Origin of the sequence: Paenibacillus sp. FSL R7-0216, from assembly GCF_037969915.1 — a bacterium.
GTDB lineage: Bacteria > Bacillota > Bacilli > Paenibacillales > Paenibacillaceae > Fontibacillus > Fontibacillus rhizolycopersici.
In genome coordinates this window covers 3307415-3329805 of record NZ_CP150222.1, presented here as the reverse complement: position 1 = coordinate 3329805, position 22391 = coordinate 3307415, and the positions used below count along the sequence as shown (strand labels likewise).

The window sequence follows — 22391 nt, the reverse complement described above, 5'->3', positions numbered from 1 at the left end:
TGGTTGATTTTAGGCTAGGGCTTCCCCTATAATTGGAACAAATGTTCTGGGAAGAGGACGATCATCTATGATTAGACAGAAGACAAGAAGGACGTTAGTTTGGGGATACCTGCTTTGGTTCTGCGTTCTGATTACGGGTTGCTCGCTGGGAGGCTGGGAGGCGGCTGGGGGACAACCGGGGGAGAACGCGTCATGGATTTCCAAAGAGCAGGACGAAGGTCAACTTCGCGTCCTATTCCTGGATGTCGGACAAGGCGCTTCACAGTTGCTGATCAGCCCCTCCGGGCACACGATGCTCATCGATGCCGGCAACAATGACAAGGAAGATGAGATGCTAGGCTATCTGCAGGCTTATGGGGTACGCCACCTGGATCTCGTGATCGGGACGCATCCGGATGCGGATCATATTGGCGGTTTGGATCGGGTGATTGATCGCGTGGACATTGGCCAGGTGTATATGCCGAAGGTTCAGTCCAACACGAAGACGTTTGAATCGTTGTTGATTTCGATTCGCAACAAAGGATTGAAGGTCAAGACGGCCAAGGCCGGATTGGATCTGGCATGGGACGAACAGGTACAAGTGAAGATGCTCGCCCCGGCAACGTCAACCGACGACAACAACAATATGAGCGCTGTCGTTAAGGTGACCTATGGCGATACCTCGTTTCTACTGACCGGAGATGCGGAATCCGAAAGCGAACGGGCGATGCTCGAATCAGGAGCGAACCTTCACGCCGATGTCCTGCTAGTAGGTCACCATGGCTCAAAATCGTCAACCACGGCACGGTTCTTGAACGCGGTTAAACCAAAGTACGCGGTGATCCAAGTGGGCGACAATTCCTATGGGCATCCGACGAAGACGATCTTGGACCGACTAGCCAAACAGAAGGTGGAAGTGTATCGCAACGATCTACAGGGTACTGTGGAGATCGTCAGTGATGGTAAAGAATATCAAATTATAACGGAAAGGTAGGAATGGGGATGCTCCATATCGTTGAAGGTTTTGAAGGCGAAGTCTGCATCCTGGAGTCAGGCGAGAAACTCCGGAACATCCCGAGATCTCAGGTTGATCCTTCGGTCAAGCCGGGGGACGTTGTGGAATGGGATGGCGAGAAATGGGTTTCCAGCAAGAAGGAAACCGAACGGAGGACCCGCCAAATCCACGCCTTAATGGAAGAAGTGTGGGAAGAAGAATAACGCTTAATCTTTACCAGTAATCTTAAAATAAGAGGAGGAATGAAGTAAATGTTGACTAGACCGCAAACAGGGGAATACGCGGAGCATTTTGCACCCTACATTAACGAAGTGCCAGAAGGCGATCTGCTTGCCTTTCTGGAGTCGCAGACGAAGCAATTGCGCAAGGAATGGGGCGGAGCCAGCGAAGCGCAGGCCAACTATCGGTACGCCGAAGGGAAATGGAGCGTCAAGGAAGTGCTGGGCCACATGGCCGATACGGAGCGGATCATGAGTTATCGGATGCTGCGGATCGCTCGCGGCGACACGACGCCGCTTGCAGGATTCGACGAGGAATTGTACGCCCGTCATGCCGGGTTTGATCGGCTGTCTCTAGAGGAACTGCTGCGCGGCTTTGAGATCGTGCGGGAAGCCACGCTGGTATTGGCTCGCCAGTTGGACGACGCTGCATGGGCCCGCACGGGAACCGCCGCCGGCGGACCTGCCTCCGCTCGTGCCTTCGCCTACATTCTCGCGGGGCATGCACAGCACCATACACGGATTTTGAGCGAACGCTATACCCAAGCCCAAGCTTAAACAGGCGGACCTAAACGCAAAAACGGACGGGATCAGCCATCCTGAGGATGGTAGCTTCCGTCCGTTTGTTTTGAATCGGGATTATTCGTGAGACATGATCATTTCCAGCTCTCCGCTTAAGCGGTAGGGGCCAAAGCCGGCCGGGAGGATGAAGTGCTCACCTTTGGCCAAGTCGTAGCTTTGTCCGCCTGCTGTCAACGTACCGCTGCCAGCGAGTACGCTGAAGATCGTATATTTCTCGTTTGCTTGAACTTCGGTTTCCCCGCCGGAAACGTTCCATTTTTCCACGGTAAAGAAGGAGTTGGAGACGAAGGAGGTGACCGTCAGCGCGCCATTAGTTGAGGTTGCGTAGGATGCCGGAACATAGGCTTGCGGTACGGTGGTGACATCAATCGCTTTCTCCAGATGCAGCTCGCGGGTGTTGCCGTTCTTATCGCGGCGATCGTAATCATAAACGCGGTATGTCGTATCCGAGCTTTGCTGCGTTTCGAGCACCACGATGCCTTTGCCAAGCGCGTGTAGAGTACCGCTAGGGACGTAGAAGAAGTCGCCCGGCTTTACCGGTACTTTGGTCAGGAAATGGTCCCAGTCGCCGTTTTCGATCATCGTGACGAGTTCTTCCTTCGTTTTTGCCTCATGACCGTAAATGATCACAGATCCCGGTTCGGCATCCACGATGTACCAGCATTCGGTTTTGCCGAGCTCGCCGTTTTCGTGTTGGCCGGCATATTCGTCGTCCGGATGTACCTGTACCGACAAATCGTCGGAGGCGTCAAGCAGCTTCGTCAGGAGCGGGAATACGTTGGACGTGGAGCGGAACAGCTCCGGATGCGAGGTCCACAAATCCCCCAGCTTCATACCTTGGTGTGGTCCGTTCTGAACAACGCTTTGTCCGTTGGGATGAGCGGATACGGCCCAGCATTCGCCGGTACGGTCATTTGGGATGTCGTAGCCGAACAGGTCTCTTAATTTCGTTCCGCCCCAAATGCGTTCTTGAAAAATCGGCTGTAGAAAAATCGGTTCATTCATGGATTTCGCACTCCTTTATCTATAGATCAATATGAAATGTGAACTAATGCAGCGGCGCCAATTAAGCCGGCATCTTGGTGCAGCGCGGCAGGGACGATAGGTGTTTGACGACCCGAAGGGTTCAGCGCGTACTTGGACACATAGTCCCGCACCGCGTCAAACATGGGAGCACCGACTTGAGAGACGCCGCCGCCAATGACCAGCTTCTCTGGATCAAAGGTGTTGATCAGAGTTACGCAGCCTACGCCGATGTTCTCAAACACCTTGGCGACGAGCTCCTGAATCGAAGTATTCCCGGCCGCCGCCAAATCAAAAGCTTCCTTCGAGGAAACTTCCCGGCCGAGCAAGGCCGAGGCTTGTCTCGCGACCGCCGTGCCGGAGGCGACGTATTCCCAGCATCCTTTTTGCCCGCATACACAGGTGCCGGCCGAGGGATCAACGACGAAATGCCCGACGTCGCCGGCATTGCCGGAAGCGCCGGTAATGAGTTTGCCGTGGGAGTAGATCCCGGCGCCGATCCCCGTGCTGATCGTGATAAATACGAAGTGTTCGGCATCCTTAGCAGCTCCCAGCCATTTCTCGGCCAAAGCAGCGGCAGTAGCGTCATTCTCCAGCCGTATCGGGCGGCTGAAATGGCGCGCCAGCGAGGCGACGACAGGGAAGTTCCACCAGCTTCGCAAATTCGGCGGTTCGGCTATCTTCCCTTCCTTCGTATTCAACGGTCCCGGGGCCCCAACCCCGATTCCCAAGAGCTCGGCTTCCGTAATACCTTGTGCGGTAAGGATGTCCTGGATGGCAGCAGCCATTCGGTCGACCATCACCTCCGGCGTTACTGTCTGATCGGTCGGCAAGGAAACCTTGGCGCGAACCTCGCCGTCTGCGCCAACAAGCCCAATGGCGGTTTTGGTGCCGCCGATGTCGATACCTATTGCATAACTCAACGTTCATACCTCCTGTGGAAGTGAAGATTCATTAATAACTTGACAAACTTGACAAAAACCGTATTTGTAAAGTAGGATGTAGGCTAAGTGTAGCATGATTCGAAAGGAATGAAAAGAATGGGCCGCAAAAAGAAAATATCCATGCAGGATATCGCTGATCACCTCCAGATTTCCAAAAATGCGGTGTCGCTTGCGCTGATGAATAAAAAGGGGGTCAGCGAGGAGATGCGCCGCCTCGTGCAGCAAACCGCCAGGGAGATGGGCTATGGACCCTATGCTCCCCAAGAAAGCGGAAAGGCCAACATTCTGGTGCTCGTTCCCGAGCGAATCATGAGTTATCAGGATAATGATCACTTTCAGTTTTTTCACGATATGATCTGGGGTTTGGAACGGAGTGCCCGTAAAAAAGGCTTTAACGCCGTCATAACTCCACTTGATCGCGAGACGGAAACGTCGCTTTCTTTGCCTGGACCGTTTGCCGATATTCCGTATCGTGGGGTAATTTTATTTGGCATCACGGATCGGGCTTATGCCGTGCGTATTTGGGAAATGGATACACCGCTTGTGCTAATGGATTCCTATTACCGCGACCTGCCTTGTCCGGCGGTCACTTCGGCCAATCTGGAAGGAGCTCACGCTGCGGTAACACATTTGATTGAAGCCGGTCACAAGCGAATCGGCTTCATCGGGCCAACGAACTTGTCGACCAGTCATGAGGAGCGCTGGTTTGGGTATGAGAAGGCAATGAAGGAGCAGGGGCTTGCTATCCGAGACGCGGATTGCTTAACGATCTCTCGGGGGTATGATTACACCACGGCGGAAATGGATGCCTTTTTGGAGGGGCTCGGCGAATGGCCGACGGCGTTCTTTTGCAGCAATGACCGGATTGCTTATTTGCTTGCGGGCTTGTTGAAGGAGAGAAACCAGCGATTGCCGGAGGACGTTTCGATCGCCGGGTTTGACGATTTGCCTTACGTGAACGGCGAAGGGCTCAACATGACGACGATGCGGGTGGAGAAGGAGCGTATGTGCGACGCGGCGATCAGTCTGCTCTTGTCGGAGCTTGGCCGTACCCGGGAAGCGATTCATTGGCAGGTCCAGCCGACGTTGGTGGTGCGCGAGTCGGTGGTCTGGAGGTCATGAGGAGCCGGGAGCAGGCATGGAGTCGATGGATAAAAAAAGGGTGCCCCAGGGAGCCGGTTAACCGGTCCATCGGGACACCCTTTCTTAGTCACGCAGGCGCTTAGCCCACATTCCCACTTATTTGTTCAACGCTGCTTCGTAACGTTTCTCTACTTCAGACCAGTTGATAACGTTAAAGAAAGCGGCGATGTAGTCAGGACGTTTGTTTTGATATTTCAGATAATAAGCGTGCTCCCATACGTCCAAACCAAGGATTGGCGTTTTGCCTTCCATGATCGGGGAGTCTTGGTTCGGCAAGCTGTATACGGACAATTTACCGCTGCCGTCTACGGCCAGGAACGCCCAGCCGCTGCCGAAACGAGTTGTCGCAGCTTTGGAGAAGTCTTCCTTAAATTTGTCGAAGCCGCCGAGCTCGCCGTTGATCGCTTCAGCCAGCTTGCCAGAAGGTTGGCCGCCGCCGTTAGGTCCGATCGTTTCCCAGAACAGGGAGTGGTTCGCGTGACCGCCGCCATTGTTGCGAACTGCGGTGCGGATGCCTTCCGGAACGCTGTCCAGTTCAGCGATCAGCTCTTCAACGGATTTGGATTGCAGTTCCGGAGCGGACTCCAAAGCTGCATTCAGGTTCGTAACGTACGTATTATGGTGACGATCATGGTGAATCATCATCGTTGTTTCATCAATATGAGGCTCAAGTGCATTGTTCGGGTAAGGCAAAGCAGGCAATTGATGTGCCATTCCAAATCAATCCTTTCTTCTCCGATATGTAATAGTAATTCCGACAAATCTAATTATAGATCTGGATGCTGACTTAGTCAACATAAATGTATGTTAAGTATGTTAAATGATTCGCAAGCATTGACAAATGATTTTGGTATCCTCATAATGATGGTTCAAGCAGAGTTATCGACAAGTTTGGGGTGAAAGACGTCATGGGTTTGGGCATTGTGATCGTTGAAGTGTGCGATAGCAACCTGATGAGCGCGCTTGAGCTGGAGCAACTGGAGGAGGATTATCCGGAAATTGCCGTGATGCGCCAGGACTGTCTTAGTTTATGCGGCTTATGCAAGCTTAGACCGTATGCGCTGGTTAACGGCAAACGGGTTGCCGCCAAGACAACGGAGGAATGTATCCGGCTCGTTAAGCAAGCCATTGAGGACGAATTAAACGTCTATGACATATAACGTAGAAAAAGCAGCCCAAGGGCTGCTTTTTTTCTATTCGCGGTTTCGCTGACGGATTACATATACGCATTTCTTCCCTTGCTGGGCCAAGCATTCCGTGCGCTCGACGTCGGCGTCCAGCAAGGATTCGAACAAATTCAGCTCGCAGTCGCAGGCATGGTTGTAACGATTGGCGATTTGTGAGATCGGGCAGTTATGCTCCATGAGCACGTATTCGCCGCGATCGTTCTGCTCAAGCTCCGTCATATAGCCGTTATCATTCTGGATTTCCGAGAGCGTGCGCACTTTTTCGGTTAGCGATTTGCCTTGCATGTCGGCCATGTATTTACGGCTCAGCTTCTCCTTGCGCCGGTCAAATAGGCGATCCACCATTCCTTCGCCGCTTTCCTCGGCCAGTTCATCCAGCAGGTCCAGGGTGAGCGAATGATATTTTTTTGGAAAAATCCCCTCGGCCAGCTCTGTTAATCCATACACCGCCGTTGGCCGGCCCTGCGTTTGCCGGATCATCTTCGACTCGATCAGCCCGTCGCGCTCCATCGTTCCGAGATGCCGGCGTACGGCCATTTCCGTAATCTGCAGCTCTGTCGTGAGCTCTTTCGCGCTAAGAGGTCCAGCGGTTTTCATTAGATGAAGAATCCGCTCGCGGGTAGAAAGGTCTTTGTTCGTGTTCATGCGTGACACTCCCTCTCGGGTGATAGGTTCCGGCAATTCTTAGCTTTGCGGGACAGCGAGGGCTGCCTCCCGGCATGCATCCGAACAGAAGCCGTGATGCTCGTCTTCGCAATCCTCGCAGCATACATACTGAAGGTTGCACACAGGACAGTTAATGTACCGGTCATGCGTTATGCCGCAGTGGAAACAGCTAGCGATTACGATATCCTCGTCTGTGCGGTTGATCGGCACGGAGATTCGTTCGTCAAAGACATAACATTTGCCGTCAAACAAACGTCCGTTGACCTGCGGGTCTTTACCGTAAGTCACAATCCCGCCCTCCAGTTGGGCGACGTCGTTAAAACCTTCATTTAACAGGAAGCCGGTCAGCTTCTCGCAGCGGATGCCCCCGGTGCAGTAAGTCAAAATCTTCTTATCTTTGTGATCGCCAAGATTCTGCCGGATCCATTCCGGAAACTCGCGGAAGGAATCGATCTCTGGCCGAATCGCTCCGCGAAAATGGCCGATGTCGTATTCATAATCGTTGCGCCCGTCCAGAACGATCACATCATCTTGTTGCAGCTGCTCGTAAAATTCGGCAGGGGAGAGGCGTTTGCCGCTGATGACGTTCGGGTCAAGCTCCTCCTCGTAACGGAAGGTGACCAGCTCTTCTTTATGGCGAACGAACATTTTCTTAAAAGTATGGCCTTCCGCTTCGTCGATCTTGAACACGATATCGGCGAACAGCGGGTTGGTTCTGAGGTCGTTCATATACTTCTCGGTTTGCTCCACCGTACCGGACAATGTTCCGTTAATGCCCTCGGCGGCGATCAGGATGCGTCCCTTGAGGCCCAGCTCTTTGCAGTATTGCAGATGCTCGGCCGTGAAGGCGGCAGGATCCTCGATCCGGACAAACTTATAAAATAATAATACGCGGTAAGCGTGTGGCTCCATTAATTTAATCACCCATCTATTCTATGTTGAATTCTACTGCATTGTAGTTCAAGGTTCCCAACTTAGTCAATATATAAGTATAGTAAGTATATTAATGCAGGTCTAGCGGATATTCTTTCCTTGCAGACCCTAGAATGAATTAAATTTGAAATAAGGGTTGCCGACAAATCTAGATTCCCGGTAAAATAACTTGGATTCGGTTGAATGTTGGAGAGAGGGGAGAGTCGGGTTTGAAAAAATGGTTTTGGCCGGTCCTTCTGGCCGTCTTGTTTACGGTGCTGAGCGGGCTCATCCATACGGAGGGGCTGCGCTCCATTGACCGCAGTATTGGGGATTTCTTCTATGGGCTGCGAAGCGATAGCTTGACTCCTGCGGTGAAAGCTCTTGCTGAGCTGGGGACGACGATCGGTTTCGTTGTGGTGCTGTTGCTCACTCTCGTCTGGACCCTGGTATACTTGCGTAACGGACGTTATGCAGTTTGGCTGACGGTCAGTTTGGTGGGTGGGTGGTTACTCAACAAAGGATTGAAAGCCTTGTACTCTCGTGAACGTCCGGACTTGTGGGACTATCTTGTCGTGCCGGATGGGTACAGCTTTCCCAGCGGAAATGCGATGATCTCCGCGGCTTTCTTCGGGCTGATTGCCCTGTTGCTGCTGCGCTCCGGCAGGGCGGGGAACCGCGTATGGGCAGTTATCGTGCTGCTGATCATTTTACTGATCGGGGTCAGTCGCTTGTATTTAGGCGTACATTATGCCAGCGATATCGTCGGCGGCTTCCTGGCAGGAGCGGTGATCGCCGAGGTTTGCTCATGGGGGGCCGTACGGCGGCGCCGCAAATAAAGAAGAGGGCCTTCCAAATGGAAGGCCCTCTTTCATTCACGCGGCCGTTACGCCGGGCGTTTGACGTTTAGCGGTTGTTTAGCCGCCGGGGTTTGCGTACCGGCATCGTCTTTCTTATGAAACAGTTTGCGGAGGTAAGGAAGTACGTAGGTGTCGAGGCCGATTTTGCCGGCGTTGGCGGCGGCGACGAGGACCAGCACTTCAAGAATCAACATTTGCGCGTTGGTGCTTACCGTACCCGAGAAGAGGAACGCGGCGTTCATCACGAAGCCCATCAACGCGGCGAAGGTGGTGAAGGTACCGAGAATGAGCCCGATGCCGACCAGGAATTCGCCGTAAGGCACCATCACGTTGAAGAGGTCGACGTTCGGCAGGGCGAAGTGTTGCAGGAAGGTCGCCCACCAGCCTTGTACGGCGGGATGGTCACCGGTGCTGTTCGCAATCGCTCCGGTCAGGAAGCCTGCGGCGTCGAAGCCGCCGGTCAGTTTATGATAGCCGGCTTCGATCCATTGATAGCCGAGGTAAACGCGGATGACGGTCAAGAGCCACATTGCCACTTTGTTTGTTCTAAGGAAATTGTTAAACATGATTCCCACTCCTTTGGTTTGTCGTTCGATTTTGTTTTTCGGATGATCATCTTTGATGTCTTTATTATATGTGATTTTTTTCACTATATATGTGATTTAAATCACATATATTAAAAATTGAGAAAATAAAATTTAAATAAAACAGCAAGGTGGATTTGCTCCCACCTTGCTGCGAATTCGTACGTTCGTTATTTGGCTTGTTCTTTGCCCGGATCCTTGCCTGTCAGCGTCTCCGACCATTCCTCCATCATTTCGCCAACGAGATCCTCGAGGTTCTCCGTAGCTGAGGTGGGGTGTTTGGGTACGGGAATCGGATCGACACCGGAACCTTTTCCAGGCGGCAGGGTGTCCTGTTCCTGCATCTTGTCCACTCGTTCTTGCTCCTTTCTGAATTAGGATAGGATCGCAAACGGCTCGTTTTCCAAGCTAATGATTGACCTTGATATGATGATCCGGCGTGACCTTATGGGTCAGCAGTTCAGAGACGGTAACGAACCGATATCCCCGGCTTTGGAGTTCAGGCAAAATAACCTTTAGCGCCTCGATGGTTTGCGTACTGTTATGCACGTAATCATGCATGAGGATAATGTCGCCGTTTCGTGCGTTATTTAGTACCTTGCGGACGATCTTGTAAACGCCGGGCGTTGCCCAATCCTTTGTATCTTGATGCCAAGACCAGAGGATCATCTTCAGGTCGTTATCTTTGGTTAACTCGACGATGGCTTCATTATAGTAACCGCCTGGTGGACGGAAGAGGACCGGTTTGCTTCCGGTTGTCTCTAATACGGCCTGCTGGGTCATCGCCAACTCTTCCGTTAAGGTCTTTAAAGCCAACCGGTGAAAGGAAGGATGGTGATAGGAGTGGTTGCCGATTTCATGCCCCCCGGCTTGTTCCAATCTAACGATTTCGGGGAAACGTTTGACGCGGTCGCCAACGACGAAAAAGGTCGCTTTCGCTTGGTACTGCTCCAGAAGTTCAAGGATTTTCGGGGTTTGATGCTCATCCGGCCCGTCGTCAAACGTCAAGGCGATGTATTTTTCCTGCATTGGCACTTCCCAAACAATGTCCCCGCGTTCCTCGTAGTAGCTCCTTTCCTTGCCCTGGGCCGGGGAAGATGCCTCCACGGCAGGGGTGAGAAGCGAAGCCGAGAGGGCGATAGCGAGCGCTGCCCCCAGTTTGTTTTTTAACATCGTTTCTGCGTGCCTCCATCAACTAAACTTAAAGAGATTGTCCAGCCCAGCCAGCAAGAAAACTCTTGTTCCCGGCGGTCGGCGCTGTCCGTTTAGTGTGGCTGATCTCCGGCACTTTTATCCTTGTACGGGAGAATCGTCCTCTCTTTCAAAAAAATCGCCGCTCTGCAGTCGGTCGACGAACTGCTGCAGCCACTCGTAATAGCTTGTGGCATGCTTCAGCTTGTGCAGATCCTCCAGGCACCGCTTCCGCTCTTCCTCGGAGGTCTCCATCTCCAGAATGGTCTCCGAGAGCGGCGGAATGACGGAGTCGAGAGCTCCGCGCATGACATCGATTTCTCGTTGCAGCTTCGTCGCAAAAAAGGCCTGAAACGCTTTGAAAAAATCGGTTTCCGCGGCATACAGATCTTTGCGGGCGTCTTTTTCGTCCAATTTGCTCACCATCTTCGAATCGACAAGTGAGCGGACGGCATAGCTCATATTGCTTTTGCTCATGTTCATGCTCTGTTGCATTTCCTCTAGCGTCATGGGCCGATCCTCAAAAAATAGGATGCCGTACAGCTGCCCATAGGAGTAATTTACGCCGTAGAGGTCCATCGTTTGCGCAATCGCATCAATGACCTTGGCGCGAAGCTCTTCCCGGAAATTTTGCGGTTCCGGCATTTTCCCCGACGTTGGCTTCTTCACCTTCACACCTACCTGCCTCGAAAAATTTTACACAAAATTAATCGCCGCTTCACGCAGAGATAACCCAATAAACGCAAAACGAACGTACAATAAATATTGAACACAAGAGATTATTAACGTGATTCATCTACCATTATAACAAATATTCAATGATTACTGAATGGAACAAAAGGAGGATCCATGAAACGTTCGCTTTGGGTGGAAGATGTCCGGGCCTTGTTGTTTACGCTCCCGGCGATGGTTCCGCTGACGTTGTTTTGGTTTTATCCGTTGGGGTACATCATCTATCTCAGTTTCACGGAATGGGATTTCATGAGCCCCGATAAGTTGTTCGTCGGACTGCAAAATTATCGCGACCTGTTTACGGATCCGTCGTTTTATCAGTCGCTCCGGGTCACTGCGTTATTTTGCGCAGGCAGCGTACTGCCCGTCGTTGTATTCGGCTTAGGGCTGGCCTTGCTGCTCAACCGGAACATGAAGGGCGGATCCGTCTACCGGATGCTGATGTTCTCCCCTTGGGTGACGCCGACAGTGGCTGTTTCGATTGTTTGGTCCTGGATTTTCGAGCCCGAGGTGGGCCTAGCCAATACGTTGCTGAAAAGTTTCGGGATCGAAGGTATTCGTTGGCTGGAGGATCCTAACTGGGCGCTCGTGGGTGTCCTACTCGTTACCGTCTGGAAATCGGCCGGTTGGGGGATGATCTTCTATCTCGTGGCGCTGCGCAGCGTGCCCACAGAGCTGCTGCAAGCGGCCGAGCTCGACGGCGCAAGCCGCTGGCACAAGTTCTGGAACGTGACATGGCCGCTGATTTCGCCGACAACCTTTTTCCTGGTGATTGTTCAACTGATTCAGGCTCTGCAGGCGTACGACCAAATCAATGTGCTGACGCAAGGCGGGCCGGCCGGTTCGACACGCACGTTACTCTACCTCTATTATCAGTCCGCCTTCGACGCGTTTCAAATCGGGCAAGCCTCTTCGGTGGCGATCACGCTTATCGTCGGGTGCGTTGGATTATCGCTGCTGTCGTTCTGGGTAGGGCGGCGTACCGTTCATTACTCTTCATAGAAGAAAGGGGACTAAACCATGCAAGGGATCGAAAAATGGGGCACCGCCATTCGCCATGTCTTGTTGGCGGCGGTATCGCTGATCATGGCGTTTCCGTTCTACTGGATGGCGACCAGCGCGTTGAAGAGCAATGATGAGATCTGGCAGTTTCCACCGACGCTCTGGCCGCACAGTCCGAAATGGGGACAATTCGCCGAGGCTTGGGTCGCCGCTCCATTTGAGCGGTACATGTACAATAGTATCTTCGTCGCTGCGGCCATCGTAGCCATCCAGGTTGCGAATTCAGGAATGATGGCCTACGCCCTGACCCATATGAAATTTCGCCTGAAAGGGGCGTTTACCGCATTGGTTCTGGTCGGGTACATGGTGCCGAGCACCGCGGTGTACCTCCCGGGTTATATCGTCTTGGGCCGGCTGGGCTTGCTGGATTCCTATGCCGGGTTGATCTTCTCCAACTGCGTGAGCGTGTTTTCAATCTTCCTGATCCGGCAAGCTTTCCTGCAAATCTCGCATGAGCTGGTGGAGGCCGGGCAAATTGACGGGGCGTCGCATTTCCGTATCCTTTGGACGATTCTGCTGCCGTTGACACGCTCCTCCTTTGCGGTACTCGGACTGATTACCTTTATCGAGCAGTACAACAACTACTTCTGGCCGATGCTGATCACCAAAAGCCAACACCTGCAGCTTGTTTCGGCCGGTCTGCGCAGCTTCTTCGTGGAAGGGGGTGCTTACGGGCTGAAGTGGCCGTTGATCATGGCCGCCAGCGCCTTCACGATCGCGCCTTTGCTCGCGTTGTTCGCGTTGACCCAGAAAACGATCATGCAAAGCGTCAATTTGTCCGCAGGTGCTAGTAAAGGATGAGAGAACGAAACTGAAAACCATTTATGGAGGTTATGAAATGTCGAATTGGAAAAAATCGTGGTTCGGATTGTTAATGACTTGTATCTTCCTCGTAATCAGTGCTTGCGGCGGGGGTTCCGGTGCGGCGGGGAATACGGCCGATCCCGCTCAGGCTGCGCCGGCGGGGAATGCGGCGAATGCCGGAGACCAAGCGCAATCGGTAGAACCGGTAACGATCGAGTTTTGGTATGGTCTTGGCGGCAAGCTAGGCGAAAATATGCAAGCCCTCATTGACAAGTTCAACAGCTCGCAGCAAGATGTCATCGTGAAGCCGGTCGTGCAAGCCGATTACAGCGAAACGGAACAAAAGCTGCAAGCGGCCATCGCCGCCGGCACCGTGCCGGCCGCCGTTCTGTCGTCCAACGTAGACTGGGCACGCAAAGGGTATTACGCACCGCTGGACGAGTTGATCGCCGCCTCGCCGGATTTCCATCCGGAGGATGTCGTGCAGACGTTCCTGGAGCAAGGGAAAGTCGACGGCCAACAATTTTTCCTGCCGATGTACGGTACGACGCAAGTGATGTATTACCGGAAGGATGCCCTCGAGAAGAGCGGCCTTAAAGCCGAAGATTTGACCACCTGGGAGGCGCTTGCCGATGCCGCAGCAAAAATGACGGTCAAGGAAGGCGGCAAAACCGTGTTCTACGGCTGGGAGCCGATGTGGGGCGCGGAGAACATGATGGACGCCGTGTATGGCAAAGGCGGTAAAATCCTTAGTGAGGATGGCAACACGGTGTTGATCGATTCCCCGGAATGGGTGGATACCTGGGAATCATTCCGAAAATGGATCCATGAAGACAAAATCATGCGTATCCATTCCGGCGGCCAAGGCTGGGAGTATTGGTACAAAACGATCGACGACGTGATGAAAGGCCAAGCGGCGGGGTACACCGGTTCCAGCGGCGACCAAGGCGACCTCGATTTTAATATCGTGGCGGCTATGGAACAGCCGGGCTGGGAAGGGATCGGTGCAGGAAAGCCAGTCGCCCAGGCGATCATGGCAGGTATTCCGGCAGCCGCCAGCCCCGAGCAGCAACAAGCAGCGATGAAATGGTACAGCTTCTTCATGAGCCCGGAGAATACCGCATTCTGGTCGATGAACACCGGTTATATCGCGGTTCGTCAATCCGCGCTGAACGATCCGGAGTTCGTAGCCTACAGCGAGCAAAACCCGCAGGCGACCGTGCCGCTGAAGCAGGCGACGCATGCCTCGAAACCGTTCCAGGATCCAACGGGCGGGAAGATTACGGACGCGCTGAAAATCGCTGCCGACAAGGTACAGATCAGCAATACTCCGGCAGCCGAAGCGCTGAAGGAAGCGAAGGAGACGGCGCAGCGTGAACTCGACCGAATTCGGAAATAATCGTACCTCCGCGGCAACATTAGATGTCGCAGGAATCAAGTTTAGGGTCGATGCGATATTGTTCGATAAAGACGGAACGTTGATGGATTTTATCTATACGTGGGGAAGGTGGGGCGAGCGGTTGCTCGCCCATTTTTCCTCCGAATTGATGAAACGGCAACGATCGCCGCTATCTGCCGATCAGTTGCAGGTCTGGGGAATCAGCTACGACGCGGAAGGGCAGATCTCCGGGTATGATCGGAACAGTCCGTTGTCGATGGGCACGGTGGATGATCTGCTGACGCTGCTGGCAATGGAAGGTTACAAGGCAGGCCTCTCCTGGGCGGAAGCAAAGGTGCTGGCGGCGCAGAGTCGCGTGGCCGCGGACGAAGCACTTGAGGGTTCTCGCACGGCTCGGCTGCTGCCAGAAGTGCTGCCGTTCTTGGAGCAATGCGGTCAGGCGGGGCTCCGCCTTGGGATTGTCACCTCCGATGAAACGGCGGCGGCGGAGAAACATCTGGAATGGCTCGGGATTCGCCCCTATTTCTCCGTATGTGTTGGCGCGGATCGGGTGAACTGGGGGAAGCCTTTTCCGGACATGGTGGAGTTAGCTTGCCGTGAACTTGGTGTGGAGGCGGCTCGGGTAGCCGTCATTGGCGATACGGACGGCGATATGCAGATGGCTCGCTCCGCCGGGGCGGCTGCGGCCATCGCCTTGGATGAGGGTCATACGTCGGGGAAGGAGGGCTTCCCGTCGGCGGATGTCGTGATGACCAGTTATCGCGAGCTCCGGCTCGGGGAAGTTCGGTAATTCCGGAAAGGTGGAAGAAGAAATGGGTTGGTTATTCCTGGCTCTAGCCATCGTGCTGGAGTTGTCCGGCACGGTATCGATGAAGCTGTCGGATAGCTTTACCCGGTTGGTTCCCTCGGTACTGATGTTTCTTTTTTACGGGGCCAGTTTTACCTGCTTGAATTTTGCGCTGGGGTATATGAAGGTGAGCACCGTTTACGCGGTTTGGTCGGGAATCGGGATCGTGTTGATCTCTGTCGCGGGCGGAATTCTGTTTCAGGAGAAATTGTCGGTACCCTCGATCTTGTGGATCGGGGTGATCGTTCTCGGCGTCATCGGGTTGAATTTGAGCGGCAAGGGAGGTTAAAGAAATGGTGGATCGAAATGAGTTGCAGGTAGGGAAAGGTCAGCGGGACGAAGGGATTCTGCTAACTTTTCAGGTGATCACCGATACGCATGTCCGGACAGATGGGCAGCATACGCATAATGTTAACCTGGAACAGGCTTTACGGGATATCGCGGAAAATGGTGCCGGAAGCGCCGGAATCATGCATGCGGGAGACGTGACCGATCATGGATTCCCGGAGGAGTATGAAGCCTGGAACCGAATCTGGGAGCAGTTTGGTGGGACATTACCTCCGCTGTATGTGACGATGGGCAACCACGATGTCGCGTTGGGGAACTGGGAGGCGCGTTTGGGGCAGTTTTTGCGCGGTACCGGCACGGAGGGCATCTATCATGATCATTGGATTGACGGCTATCATTTCGTCTTCCTCGGAACGGAGGAGGGGCTGGAGTTATTTAGCTCCTTATCAGAAAAGCAGCTGGCCTGGTTGGACGATAAGCTGGGGGAGAGCGCTGCGGCGGACCGTCCGGTATTTGTATTCCTGCATCAGCCGCTAATGAACACGGTGGCCGGCTCTTATGAAGCACAACGCTGGTATGGCGTCGTGCAGGACGCCGAACTACTTGCCGTACTCGCCCGTCATCCGCAGGCGATCCTGTTCACGGGGCATACCCATTGGGAGTTGGATGCACCTAACACTTCTTTTGGCGTTCGAGGCGAAGGGCCAGCGATGTTCAATGCCGCTTCGGTTGCTTACCTGTGGACCGATGAAGACGAACACAAGGATGGCAGCCAAGGCTTCTACGTAGAGGTTTACCGCGACCATGTCCTCGTGCGTGGCCGGGACTTTACCCGCGGCGAATGGGTGGAGGCGGCGCAGTTTCGGGTGGATTACCCGCGAGGCTAGTAGAAGATCGGTCCGACGTGGAGACGAGCAGGACACTTTAAAGGGAACGCGTGCCAGTTTTGGCGCGCTTTTTTTACGTGCGGTGTGCTGGCGGGCTAGTGCGATGCTATAAGCAACAAGCAACGCGCAACGAGCAGCGAGCCCGTTTGCTGTTTGCTGGTAGCGGTGCTGTGCTAACGGACACCAGAGCCGCTATTTGGGTTCTGATGTTGCCCTCCCCATTCTAACGGACCTCAGAGACCTTATTTGGGTGAATGGTGGTGAAATGATCGCCTAAAGGGTCAAATAAGGTCGCACCAGTCCGTTAGCCCGGGAAATCACCGGGAAATATACAAATAAGGTCGCTACGGTCCGTTAGAAGTTTGGGAGCAACGAAACGACTGGGACTTTGGAGATACCTGGATTAGGTCGAGGGGGTTGAAGAGCCGTGGAGTCGTTAGCCCTTTTGTTCTGACTATATAGGAAGCCCCCCGCAATTCCTCCGCTAAGCGGTAAAGGGGCGGAAGTTATGGGCGAGTAATTATCCGCGACCACCCAACGCATAGAGCGAAGTTGCTCGCCGCATAATACGACCTACAGGAGGTGTATTGTGAGTTGAACAAGAAGAATGATGCGAAGCACAGCTCCAAGCAAGTAAAAAAGAAATTAGGGGTTCCAAATCTGAATGCGGAATTTGCTGATGCAGATACCTCGAAAAAGACGAAGCAATAGAATGAGTATAAGACCACCAGGGCATAAGCCTCAGTGGTCTTTTTTTCATATCGGGGGGGAGTATAAGGATTGCCCACTTGTGGTTGCGGGTGATCCAGAGCTCCGATCAGGGAATAACTTGGCCATCTGCCCGCTGGCTAAAATCATATGGGGTCACGATGACGGAGACGCTCCCAAAAGAAACTCTTTAAACTATGAAATTCGTATCATAGGCCAATTCAGACCTAAGAAATAAAAATCCCCTGAAGCCTTATGCTTCAAGGGATTTTTGCGATGATCTGCAGTGGGCTCGAACCACTGACCCCCACCCTGTCAAGATGGTGCTCTCCCAGCTGAGCTAGCAGATCAAAATTATAGTGAAGACAAAATTTATCTTATCAGGCAGCAGGGTTCTTGTCAATACTTCCTTGAAGTATAAGGGGCCGGGACCCTGCCAACAATGGAGGAGAAGCGTAATTCCGGTCAGGATACGTATGACGTCAGAAACGCACCAAGCTTGGAAAGGAAGATGTTCAGATGCATCAAACCCACCGTAATCCCCATGACCACCATCATAACCCGTCACGACCCAACGGGACGAAACGGCCCTGGCCCCTATGGGTAGCCGTGGCGGGAGCCGTCCTCCTGCTGGCCTTAACCAGCGCTTGCCGTCTGGCACCCGACACGGAGACGATGAACCGGCAGGCTCGCGCCTTTCCCTGGCCGTTTGGGCCTTCGGTATCGGATGGCGTTTATTCACCGACGATTGTGGAGGACGTTTATTCTACGGAATAACAAGCTTTATTCCTCGTCCCACTTGCGGGAATAGCCTTTCTTCGTCACATAAAACATGGAGACGATCAACAAAACCGCGATCAGCACCGCAGCGGTTATCGTTATGCCCATGACCATAACCCTTATGCCAGCTCCTTTCAGCCGATATCCATTTAGAATAACTATACATGAAAATGATTTTTTTGTATAATGATGCAGTTTAAACAAACCAATGGACAAGGAATGCTGGGAGGGGAACGAAGTGTCGGCTGCAACAATCATTCACGTAGATAACGAGGAACAACTTCAAAGATGCCTGGACATCCGTAAAGAGGTGTTCGTCGAGGAACAGAAGGTCCCCATCGATTTGGAGATTGACGAATACGACAAGATCGATCCAGATGTGCATCATGTGCTGATCGAAATGGAAGGAGCCTATGCCGCGACGGGCAGGCTGATTTACTATAAAGACAATGCGGCCAAAATGCAGCGGATCGCCGTACGCCAAGAATTTCGCTCAAAGGGCGTGGGCAAAATCCTGCTGCTTGCCTTGGAGGAGCTGGCTCGGGAGTTGGGCCTCACAAAATCGGTCCTGGACGCACAGTGCCATGCCGAAGGGTTTTATGCCAAACTTGGTTATGAGACGATCTCGACCGAGCCCTTCGATGATGCCGGGATTCCACACGTCCGGATGGTCAAACCGTTGAAATCGTAATCATAATCATAGGTTTTGAGGTTTCGGGGCAAGCTAGGTCTAACTTGAATGAAGAGGAGATGAGCTAGCCGATGGCCCTGAATACCAGAGAAACGTTTATTGCCGTGCGAAAGAACGGAGACGGGGATTTGGAGGCGTTTAAAACGTCCAGCGGACGCGTGCTTGATTACCAGCAAGCCCTGCAGGAAGTTAAGGCCGGTGCGATCGCCGGCGTCAACGTGTTTAAGGGGCGGGACGGAGAAATGTATATCCGTGGCGATGCCGACGGAGACCCGTCCAATAACCTCGACAACTTGCCTGGTTTCGAATAACGTTGCTCCTCACCATAAACGAATGAACCCTGCGGGCGTAAATGCCCGCAGGGTTGTTTTCGTTACAGCGTATATACTTCATGTTGACGGAGGAACTCCATCTCCCCGATAGCCCCGAGGAACGTCTCCATTTCATCCCCATAATGCATCAGCAGGGTTTGGCTCTGAATTTCGGAAGGCAGAGTTAACAATTCTTCCAATGTCGTATGAACTTCGCCCCGCCCGGTTAACTGGACTTCATGCAGGATTCGTTGGCAGCCACGTTCGCGCACCAGCTTCTCGAGGAGCTCCGGCTGAAACGTTTTGTCCGCACTGTAAAAGATCTCGTCGTTGAAATAAAGCGAATAGCTCGGTTTACCCGGGATATGCGGTGTTCGGATAATCTCCACCTTCAATTCAGGCGCAAGCAGCATTGGCCGGTCTTCCGCTAGCAGACGCACGTCAAACACGTCGTGCAACGAGGCGATCACCCCATCCTGGCTTAGCCCGCCTTTCAGCGTATTTTCCCATAACGGCTCTACCAGGTTCTCGGCGACATAAAGGATCGGTTTCCGCCCAGACCCGAACTTTCGACGGAAGGCTAGTTCCTCCAGTCCGCCCACATGATCTCCATGGATATGGGTGATCAGCACGGCGTCGATGTCCTCCACCGGTTTACCGATTGCGTGCAGCGCCATGGGGGCGGTGATTCCGCAGTCGATCAGCAAGGTGAAATCTCCAGCATAGAGAAGCGCATTATTATTGAAATATCGTTTGGCAAACGCCCCGCCCGTACCCAGCATTTGCAGACGTAATGGCATGAGGAATCCCCCTTAAGTAAAGTATGGATCACCCCTTAAATGTACACAATTTCCATTAGAAACAAAAGACTGGCATCTCTCGCCAAAAAAAGTGCCGCCTTTTACCATAACCACCGCAACTTGACCGAAATCGAGGAGTATAACATTACATCAACAGGAATCAAATGGAGGGTCAAATTCATGAAATGGAGAAGAGTTGCATTATTGGTGGTTGCTTTCTCCCTAATGGGAGGTTCCCTGCTGTTTGCCGATGCCGCTAGCCAAAAGGTAAAGCTGATGCTGAACGGCCACGAGCTGGAGGATGGCGGATATATCGTAGACGGGAAAACCTATGTGCCCGTACGCAATCTCGAAGGATTGGTCGAATACAATGACAGCACCAAAACGGTGAATTATTATAAACCCAACGTTCATATGTTTTTGTTCACAGATGATGCGGTGTTTGGCGACGTGAAGAAGACGGGGAAGCTGAAGTTCAACGTATTTTCACAAATCGATAATTTACGTACGGATATCGCTGCAGTGCGGGTTTCGATCACGGCCCCTGACGGAACTTCCAAGGAGATTCAGACGGATGAGATCAAAGAGCAGCGGGATAACTTCTGGTTCCGGACGAAGGACATTACCTATGATTTCAAATCGTCAGGCCGCTATGTCGTAGGGTTCTACATGCAGCCGTCGAACGGAACGGACTTCGTGCTGATCTCGGAGAAAGGCATTAACGTCTTAAAATAATCGCAAGTTTAGCTTTACACTCGACAGTACTTACGAAAATTGACCTGTCCCACCCAAAAGTGTTACGATACGGGGGGAATGAAGCAAGGGATTCTTCTTCACTCCATTAAAACATACTTAAAGCGAGGTAATTTCATGAGCGACCACAATCACGAACACGGCGAAGCATGCGGCTGCGGCCACGATCATGATCATGAGCATGAAGAGTTTGTGTTGACGCTGACTGACGAAGAGGGGAAAGACGTAGAGATGGTTCTTGTCGAGACCTTCGACGTTGGCGAGAAAGTGTACGCGTTGCTGCTCGAGCGCAACAATCCGGAAGCGGACGGCATCATTCTCCGCATGGAAGAAGAGAACGAAGAAATGGTGCTTTACAATATCGAAGACGAACAGGAATGGAAACAGGTGGAAGAAGCTTATAACGAGCTTGTCGCCCAAATGGATGAAGCCTGATCCGAGTTTAGTCCCCTGGTTTATAAGATAAAAGCTCCCCGGAAGCGGGGAGCTTTTTGATTTGGGTTGAATCAGAATATCGGGTCAGCTTCAACGATCACCTTAACCTTATCGATATATCGATCCTCCGGTCCTTTGACCGGCAGTCCGACTTCGACATGATCCACGATGTAGTCGATATTGTCCTGGGAAATGACCTCACCCGGGAGCAAAATTGGAATCCCCGGCGGGTATACATAAATAAATTCGGCAATGATTCGTCCGGCGGATTCCTTAAACGGAATGACCTCGGTATCCGCATAGAAAGCATCCCGTGGAATGAGGGAGAGATGCGGAATTTCCGGGACTTTGACGATCAGCTCGTTGGCGTTATTTTCCTTATAATAGGTCTTAGACAATTCGCGTAGAGCCGTCAGTAAAATATCGGCGGTTTCCTGCGTATCCCCCGGCGTAATCAGGCATAGGATGTTATACATGTCGCTGAGCTCCACTTCGATGTTGTAGTGCTCACGCAGCCAATTCTCCGTTTCATAACCGGTAATCCCCAAGTGACGGACGTGGATCGTCAACTTGGTCGGATCGTGGTCATAAGTCGCTTCCCCGCCCAGAATCTCCCGCCCGAAGCAGTACAAGCCTTCGATTTGGTTGATTTCCGACCGTAGATAATGCGCCAACTCCATCGCTTGTTCGGCCATTTCTCGCCCGTGCAGCGCCAAATTACGGCGCGACGTGTCAAGGGAAGCCAGCAGCAGATAGGATGTTGAGGTGGTCGTCAGCATGCTGATGATCGTCTGCACGCGTTGCGGGTTGACGTAGCCATTCTTCGTATTGAGGTTGAGAATCGAACTTTGCGTCATCGAGCCGCCGAGCTTGTGCACGCTGGTGGCCGCCATATCGGCGCCCGCCTGCATGGCCGACATCGGTAACTTCTCATGAAAGTGAATATGCACCCCATGCGCTTCATCGACCAACACCGGTACGTGGAAACTATGGGCCAGATCGACGATTTCCTTCAGGTTCGCGCATACGCCAAAGTACGTCGGGTTGATCACCACGACCGCTTTGGCATCGGGATGGCGTTGCAGGGCGCGGCGGACCGAGGAAGTCGTAATCCCGTGGTCGATCCCCAGATTGGCGTCCTGTGCCGGCGAGACAAAGACCGGCTTCGCTCCGGCGAAAATAATTGCCGACATTACGGATTTATGAATATTTCTCGGGACGATAATTTTATCACCCGGAGAACAAACGGATAGTATCATGGTCATGATGGCCCCGCTGGTCCCTTGTACCGAGAAGTAGGTATAGTCGGCGCCAAAGGCGTCGGCCGCCAGCTTCTGCGCCTCTTCGATGACGCCGGTAGGCTGGTGCAGGTCGTCCAGGGGAGCGATGTTGATCAAGTCGATGGACAAGGCGTTATCGCCAATGAACTCGCGGAATTCTTTATCGGTGCCGAGCCCTTTTTTATGCCCGGGAATATGAAACTGAACGGGATTGCCGGCCGCGTGCTTTTTGAGCGCAGTGAAGAGCGGCGTGCTTTGATGATCCATACGGGCCATCCCTGCCTTTCGTCTACATAATTTTCAAACAAGC

At 52.8% G+C, this 22391-nt stretch carries 28 protein-coding genes and 1 tRNA gene; 17 read left to right on the top strand and 12 right to left on the bottom strand.

Annotation, left to right across the window (positions count from 1 at the left end):
- Positions 1 to 67 precede the first annotated feature (67 nt).
- From MKZ15_RS15215 to MKZ15_RS15205, 3 genes are read left to right on the top strand one after another with little or no spacing between them, the layout of a single operon-like run.
- Positions 68 to 973, top strand: a complete 906-nt coding sequence (locus MKZ15_RS15215) for a ComEC/Rec2 family competence protein (RefSeq protein ID WP_339816740.1) — start codon at positions 68 to 70, stop codon at positions 971 to 973.
- 8 nt (positions 974 to 981) lie between these two features.
- Positions 982 to 1197 (top strand): DUF3006 domain-containing protein, encoded by a 216-nt coding sequence (locus MKZ15_RS15210; protein ID WP_339816739.1) that lies wholly within the window; start codon positions 982 to 984, stop codon positions 1195 to 1197.
- A gap of 48 nt (positions 1198 to 1245) precedes the next feature.
- Positions 1246 to 1770, top strand: a complete 525-nt coding sequence (locus MKZ15_RS15205) for a DinB family protein (RefSeq protein WP_155607707.1) — start codon at positions 1246 to 1248, stop codon at positions 1768 to 1770.
- 81 nt (positions 1771 to 1851) lie between these two features.
- Here MKZ15_RS15205 and manA read toward each other — a convergent pair whose 3' ends face one another.
- Positions 1852 to 2799, bottom strand: coding sequence for a mannose-6-phosphate isomerase, class I (gene manA / locus MKZ15_RS15200; protein ID WP_339816737.1), 948 nt, complete (start codon positions 2797 to 2799; stop codon positions 1852 to 1854).
- A 26-nt stretch (positions 2800 to 2825) separates the two neighbouring features.
- Positions 2826 to 3740, bottom strand: a complete 915-nt coding sequence (locus MKZ15_RS15195) for an ROK family protein (protein ID WP_155607705.1) — start codon at positions 3738 to 3740, stop codon at positions 2826 to 2828.
- Positions 3741 to 3857: 117 nt separating this feature from the next.
- Between MKZ15_RS15195 and MKZ15_RS15190 the strand changes: the two genes are divergently transcribed.
- Complete coding sequence (locus MKZ15_RS15190) at positions 3858 to 4883, top strand: LacI family DNA-binding transcriptional regulator (RefSeq protein ID WP_339816735.1); 1026 nt, start codon at positions 3858 to 3860, stop codon at positions 4881 to 4883.
- A gap of 117 nt (positions 4884 to 5000) precedes the next feature.
- On the opposite strand, the gene MKZ15_RS15185 is transcribed toward MKZ15_RS15190, so the two are convergent.
- Positions 5001 to 5618: a superoxide dismutase gene (locus MKZ15_RS15185; RefSeq protein ID WP_339816732.1), complete on the bottom strand. Its 618-nt coding sequence runs from the start codon at positions 5616 to 5618 to the stop codon at positions 5001 to 5003.
- 194 nt (positions 5619 to 5812) lie between these two features.
- Between MKZ15_RS15185 and MKZ15_RS15180 the strand changes: the two genes are divergently transcribed.
- Positions 5813 to 6064 (top strand): DUF1450 domain-containing protein, encoded by a 252-nt coding sequence (locus tag MKZ15_RS15180; protein ID WP_193416319.1) that lies wholly within the window; start codon positions 5813 to 5815, stop codon positions 6062 to 6064.
- A 33-nt stretch (positions 6065 to 6097) separates the two neighbouring features.
- Here the strand turns inward: MKZ15_RS15180 and MKZ15_RS15175 are convergent, their stop codons facing one another.
- Both MKZ15_RS15175 and MKZ15_RS15170 read right to left on the bottom strand, forming a co-directional pair.
- A complete protein-coding gene (locus MKZ15_RS15175) occupies positions 6098 to 6736 on the bottom strand; it encodes a metalloregulator ArsR/SmtB family transcription factor (RefSeq protein WP_155607702.1) in 639 nt (212 codons plus the stop codon).
- A 39-nt stretch (positions 6737 to 6775) separates the two neighbouring features.
- Positions 6776 to 7669, bottom strand: coding sequence for a rhodanese-related sulfurtransferase (locus MKZ15_RS15170; RefSeq protein WP_193416318.1), 894 nt, complete (start codon positions 7667 to 7669; stop codon positions 6776 to 6778).
- A gap of 230 nt (positions 7670 to 7899) precedes the next feature.
- On the opposite strand from MKZ15_RS15170, the gene MKZ15_RS15165 reads away from it, so the two are divergent.
- Positions 7900 to 8508 carry a phosphatase PAP2 family protein gene (locus MKZ15_RS15165; protein ID WP_339816730.1) on the top strand — a complete coding sequence of 203 codons (609 nt, stop codon included), beginning with the start codon at positions 7900 to 7902 and terminating at the stop codon, positions 8506 to 8508.
- Positions 8509 to 8555: 47 nt separating this feature from the next.
- Here the strand turns inward: MKZ15_RS15165 and MKZ15_RS15160 are convergent, their stop codons facing one another.
- From MKZ15_RS15160 to MKZ15_RS15145, 4 genes are all read right to left on the bottom strand, one after another.
- Positions 8556 to 9095 (bottom strand): DoxX family protein, encoded by a 540-nt coding sequence (locus MKZ15_RS15160; protein WP_339816729.1) that lies wholly within the window; start codon positions 9093 to 9095, stop codon positions 8556 to 8558.
- Between the two features lie 188 nt (positions 9096 to 9283).
- The gene (locus MKZ15_RS15155; RefSeq protein WP_155608762.1) at positions 9284 to 9466 is read right to left on the bottom strand and encodes a hypothetical protein; all 183 of its coding nucleotides are present in this window, start codon (positions 9464 to 9466) and stop codon (positions 9284 to 9286) included.
- Between the two features lie 55 nt (positions 9467 to 9521).
- Positions 9522 to 10286 carry a polysaccharide deacetylase family protein gene (locus MKZ15_RS15150; protein WP_339816728.1) on the bottom strand — a complete coding sequence of 255 codons (765 nt, stop codon included), beginning with the start codon at positions 10284 to 10286 and terminating at the stop codon, positions 9522 to 9524.
- A gap of 117 nt (positions 10287 to 10403) precedes the next feature.
- Positions 10404 to 10949, bottom strand: a complete 546-nt coding sequence (locus MKZ15_RS15145) for a transcriptional regulator (RefSeq protein WP_155608788.1) — start codon at positions 10947 to 10949, stop codon at positions 10404 to 10406.
- A gap of 204 nt (positions 10950 to 11153) precedes the next feature.
- Here MKZ15_RS15145 and MKZ15_RS15140 point away from each other — a divergent pair, with 204 nt between their 5' ends.
- From MKZ15_RS15140 to MKZ15_RS15115, 6 genes are read left to right on the top strand one after another with little or no spacing between them, the layout of a single operon-like run.
- On the top strand, positions 11154 to 12038 hold the full coding sequence (locus MKZ15_RS15140; RefSeq protein ID WP_213622580.1) for a sugar ABC transporter permease: 885 nt from the start codon (positions 11154 to 11156) through the stop codon (positions 12036 to 12038).
- A gap of 18 nt (positions 12039 to 12056) precedes the next feature.
- Positions 12057 to 12899: a carbohydrate ABC transporter permease gene (locus tag MKZ15_RS15135; protein ID WP_339816727.1), complete on the top strand. Its 843-nt coding sequence runs from the start codon at positions 12057 to 12059 to the stop codon at positions 12897 to 12899.
- Between the two features lie 37 nt (positions 12900 to 12936).
- Positions 12937 to 14301, top strand: coding sequence for an ABC transporter substrate-binding protein (locus tag MKZ15_RS15130; protein WP_339816726.1), 1365 nt, complete (start codon positions 12937 to 12939; stop codon positions 14299 to 14301).
- The gene (locus MKZ15_RS15125) at positions 14276 to 15091 is read left to right on the top strand and encodes an HAD family hydrolase (protein ID WP_336244922.1); all 816 of its coding nucleotides are present in this window, start codon (positions 14276 to 14278) and stop codon (positions 15089 to 15091) included. Before MKZ15_RS15130 ends, MKZ15_RS15125 begins: the two co-directional genes overlap by 26 nt.
- Positions 15092 to 15113: 22 nt before the next feature.
- The gene (locus tag MKZ15_RS15120; protein WP_213622577.1) at positions 15114 to 15437 is read left to right on the top strand and encodes a multidrug efflux SMR transporter; all 324 of its coding nucleotides are present in this window, start codon (positions 15114 to 15116) and stop codon (positions 15435 to 15437) included.
- Positions 15438 to 15441: 4 nt separating this feature from the next.
- The gene (locus MKZ15_RS15115) at positions 15442 to 16323 is read left to right on the top strand and encodes a metallophosphoesterase (protein WP_213622576.1); all 882 of its coding nucleotides are present in this window, start codon (positions 15442 to 15444) and stop codon (positions 16321 to 16323) included.
- Between the two features lie 985 nt (positions 16324 to 17308).
- Here MKZ15_RS15115 and MKZ15_RS15110 read toward each other — a convergent pair.
- Positions 17309 to 17381: transfer RNA gene (locus MKZ15_RS15110), tRNA-Val, on the bottom strand.
- A gap of 169 nt (positions 17382 to 17550) precedes the next feature.
- Between MKZ15_RS15110 and MKZ15_RS15105 the strand changes: the two genes are divergently transcribed.
- From MKZ15_RS15105 to MKZ15_RS15095, 3 genes are all read left to right on the top strand, one after another.
- Positions 17551 to 17808, top strand: coding sequence for a hypothetical protein (locus MKZ15_RS15105; protein WP_155608769.1), 258 nt, complete (start codon positions 17551 to 17553; stop codon positions 17806 to 17808).
- Positions 17809 to 18049: 241 nt separating this feature from the next.
- Entirely contained in the window at positions 18050 to 18502 is a 453-nt protein-coding gene (locus MKZ15_RS15100) for a GNAT family N-acetyltransferase (protein ID WP_244868419.1), read from the top strand.
- A 71-nt stretch (positions 18503 to 18573) separates the two neighbouring features.
- Positions 18574 to 18813 (top strand): DUF3892 domain-containing protein, encoded by a 240-nt coding sequence (locus MKZ15_RS15095; protein WP_155608771.1) that lies wholly within the window; start codon positions 18574 to 18576, stop codon positions 18811 to 18813.
- A 62-nt stretch (positions 18814 to 18875) separates the two neighbouring features.
- On the opposite strand, the gene MKZ15_RS15090 is transcribed toward MKZ15_RS15095, so the two are convergent.
- Positions 18876 to 19613 (bottom strand): MBL fold metallo-hydrolase, encoded by a 738-nt coding sequence (locus tag MKZ15_RS15090; protein ID WP_193419035.1) that lies wholly within the window; start codon positions 19611 to 19613, stop codon positions 18876 to 18878.
- 180 nt (positions 19614 to 19793) lie between these two features.
- On the opposite strand from MKZ15_RS15090, the gene MKZ15_RS15085 reads away from it, so the two are divergent.
- Both MKZ15_RS15085 and MKZ15_RS15080 read left to right on the top strand, forming a co-directional pair.
- The gene (locus MKZ15_RS15085; RefSeq protein WP_193419037.1) at positions 19794 to 20348 is read left to right on the top strand and encodes a copper amine oxidase; all 555 of its coding nucleotides are present in this window, start codon (positions 19794 to 19796) and stop codon (positions 20346 to 20348) included.
- Positions 20349 to 20483: 135 nt separating this feature from the next.
- Positions 20484 to 20801: a DUF1292 domain-containing protein gene (locus tag MKZ15_RS15080; protein ID WP_339816724.1), complete on the top strand. Its 318-nt coding sequence runs from the start codon at positions 20484 to 20486 to the stop codon at positions 20799 to 20801.
- A 71-nt stretch (positions 20802 to 20872) separates the two neighbouring features.
- On the opposite strand, the gene MKZ15_RS15075 is transcribed toward MKZ15_RS15080, so the two are convergent.
- Positions 20873 to 22348, bottom strand: a complete 1476-nt coding sequence (locus tag MKZ15_RS15075; RefSeq protein ID WP_155608775.1) for an aminotransferase class I/II-fold pyridoxal phosphate-dependent enzyme — start codon at positions 22346 to 22348, stop codon at positions 20873 to 20875.
- Positions 22349 to 22391: the final 43 nt, after the last annotated feature.

What these genes read in the sequence shown, in the direction of transcription:
- MKZ15_RS15215 (WP_339816740.1), top strand. Translation starts at nt 68, where the DNA reads ATGATTAGACAGAAGACAAGAAGGACGTTAGTTTGGGGATACCTGCTT.
- MKZ15_RS15210 (WP_339816739.1), top strand. Translation starts at nt 982, where the DNA reads ATGCTCCATATCGTTGAAGGTTTTGAAGGCGAAGTCTGCATCCTGGAG.
- MKZ15_RS15205 (WP_155607707.1), top strand. Translation starts at nt 1,246, where the DNA reads ATGTTGACTAGACCGCAAACAGGGGAATACGCGGAGCATTTTGCACCC.
- manA (WP_339816737.1), bottom strand. Translation starts at nt 2,799, where the DNA reads ATGAATGAACCGATTTTTCTACAGCCGATTTTTCAAGAACGCATTTGG.
- MKZ15_RS15190 (WP_339816735.1), top strand. Translation starts at nt 3,858, where the DNA reads ATGGGCCGCAAAAAGAAAATATCCATGCAGGATATCGCTGATCACCTC.
- MKZ15_RS15185 (WP_339816732.1), bottom strand. Translation starts at nt 5,618, where the DNA reads ATGGCACATCAATTGCCTGCTTTGCCTTACCCGAACAATGCACTTGAG.
- MKZ15_RS15180 (WP_193416319.1), top strand. Translation starts at nt 5,813, where the DNA reads ATGGGTTTGGGCATTGTGATCGTTGAAGTGTGCGATAGCAACCTGATG.
- MKZ15_RS15175 (WP_155607702.1), bottom strand. Translation starts at nt 6,736, where the DNA reads ATGAACACGAACAAAGACCTTTCTACCCGCGAGCGGATTCTTCATCTA.
- MKZ15_RS15170 (WP_193416318.1), bottom strand. Translation starts at nt 7,669, where the DNA reads ATGGAGCCACACGCTTACCGCGTATTATTATTTTATAAGTTTGTCCGG.
- MKZ15_RS15160 (WP_339816729.1), bottom strand. Translation starts at nt 9,095, where the DNA reads ATGTTTAACAATTTCCTTAGAACAAACAAAGTGGCAATGTGGCTCTTG.
- MKZ15_RS15150 (WP_339816728.1), bottom strand. Translation starts at nt 10,286, where the DNA reads ATGTTAAAAAACAAACTGGGGGCAGCGCTCGCTATCGCCCTCTCGGCT.
- MKZ15_RS15145 (WP_155608788.1), bottom strand. Translation starts at nt 10,949, where the DNA reads ATGCCGGAACCGCAAAATTTCCGGGAAGAGCTTCGCGCCAAGGTCATT.
- MKZ15_RS15140 (WP_213622580.1), top strand. Translation starts at nt 11,154, where the DNA reads ATGAAACGTTCGCTTTGGGTGGAAGATGTCCGGGCCTTGTTGTTTACG.
- MKZ15_RS15135 (WP_339816727.1), top strand. Translation starts at nt 12,057, where the DNA reads ATGCAAGGGATCGAAAAATGGGGCACCGCCATTCGCCATGTCTTGTTG.
- MKZ15_RS15130 (WP_339816726.1), top strand. Translation starts at nt 12,937, where the DNA reads ATGTCGAATTGGAAAAAATCGTGGTTCGGATTGTTAATGACTTGTATC.
- MKZ15_RS15120 (WP_213622577.1), top strand. Translation starts at nt 15,114, where the DNA reads ATGGGTTGGTTATTCCTGGCTCTAGCCATCGTGCTGGAGTTGTCCGGC.
- MKZ15_RS15115 (WP_213622576.1), top strand. Translation starts at nt 15,442, where the DNA reads ATGGTGGATCGAAATGAGTTGCAGGTAGGGAAAGGTCAGCGGGACGAA.
- MKZ15_RS15105 (WP_155608769.1), top strand. Translation starts at nt 17,551, where the DNA reads ATGCATCAAACCCACCGTAATCCCCATGACCACCATCATAACCCGTCA.
- MKZ15_RS15095 (WP_155608771.1), top strand. Translation starts at nt 18,574, where the DNA reads ATGGCCCTGAATACCAGAGAAACGTTTATTGCCGTGCGAAAGAACGGA.
- MKZ15_RS15090 (WP_193419035.1), bottom strand. Translation starts at nt 19,613, where the DNA reads ATGCCATTACGTCTGCAAATGCTGGGTACGGGCGGGGCGTTTGCCAAA.
- MKZ15_RS15085 (WP_193419037.1), top strand. Translation starts at nt 19,794, where the DNA reads ATGAAATGGAGAAGAGTTGCATTATTGGTGGTTGCTTTCTCCCTAATG.
- MKZ15_RS15080 (WP_339816724.1), top strand. Translation starts at nt 20,484, where the DNA reads ATGAGCGACCACAATCACGAACACGGCGAAGCATGCGGCTGCGGCCAC.
- MKZ15_RS15075 (WP_155608775.1), bottom strand. Translation starts at nt 22,348, where the DNA reads ATGGATCATCAAAGCACGCCGCTCTTCACTGCGCTCAAAAAGCACGCG.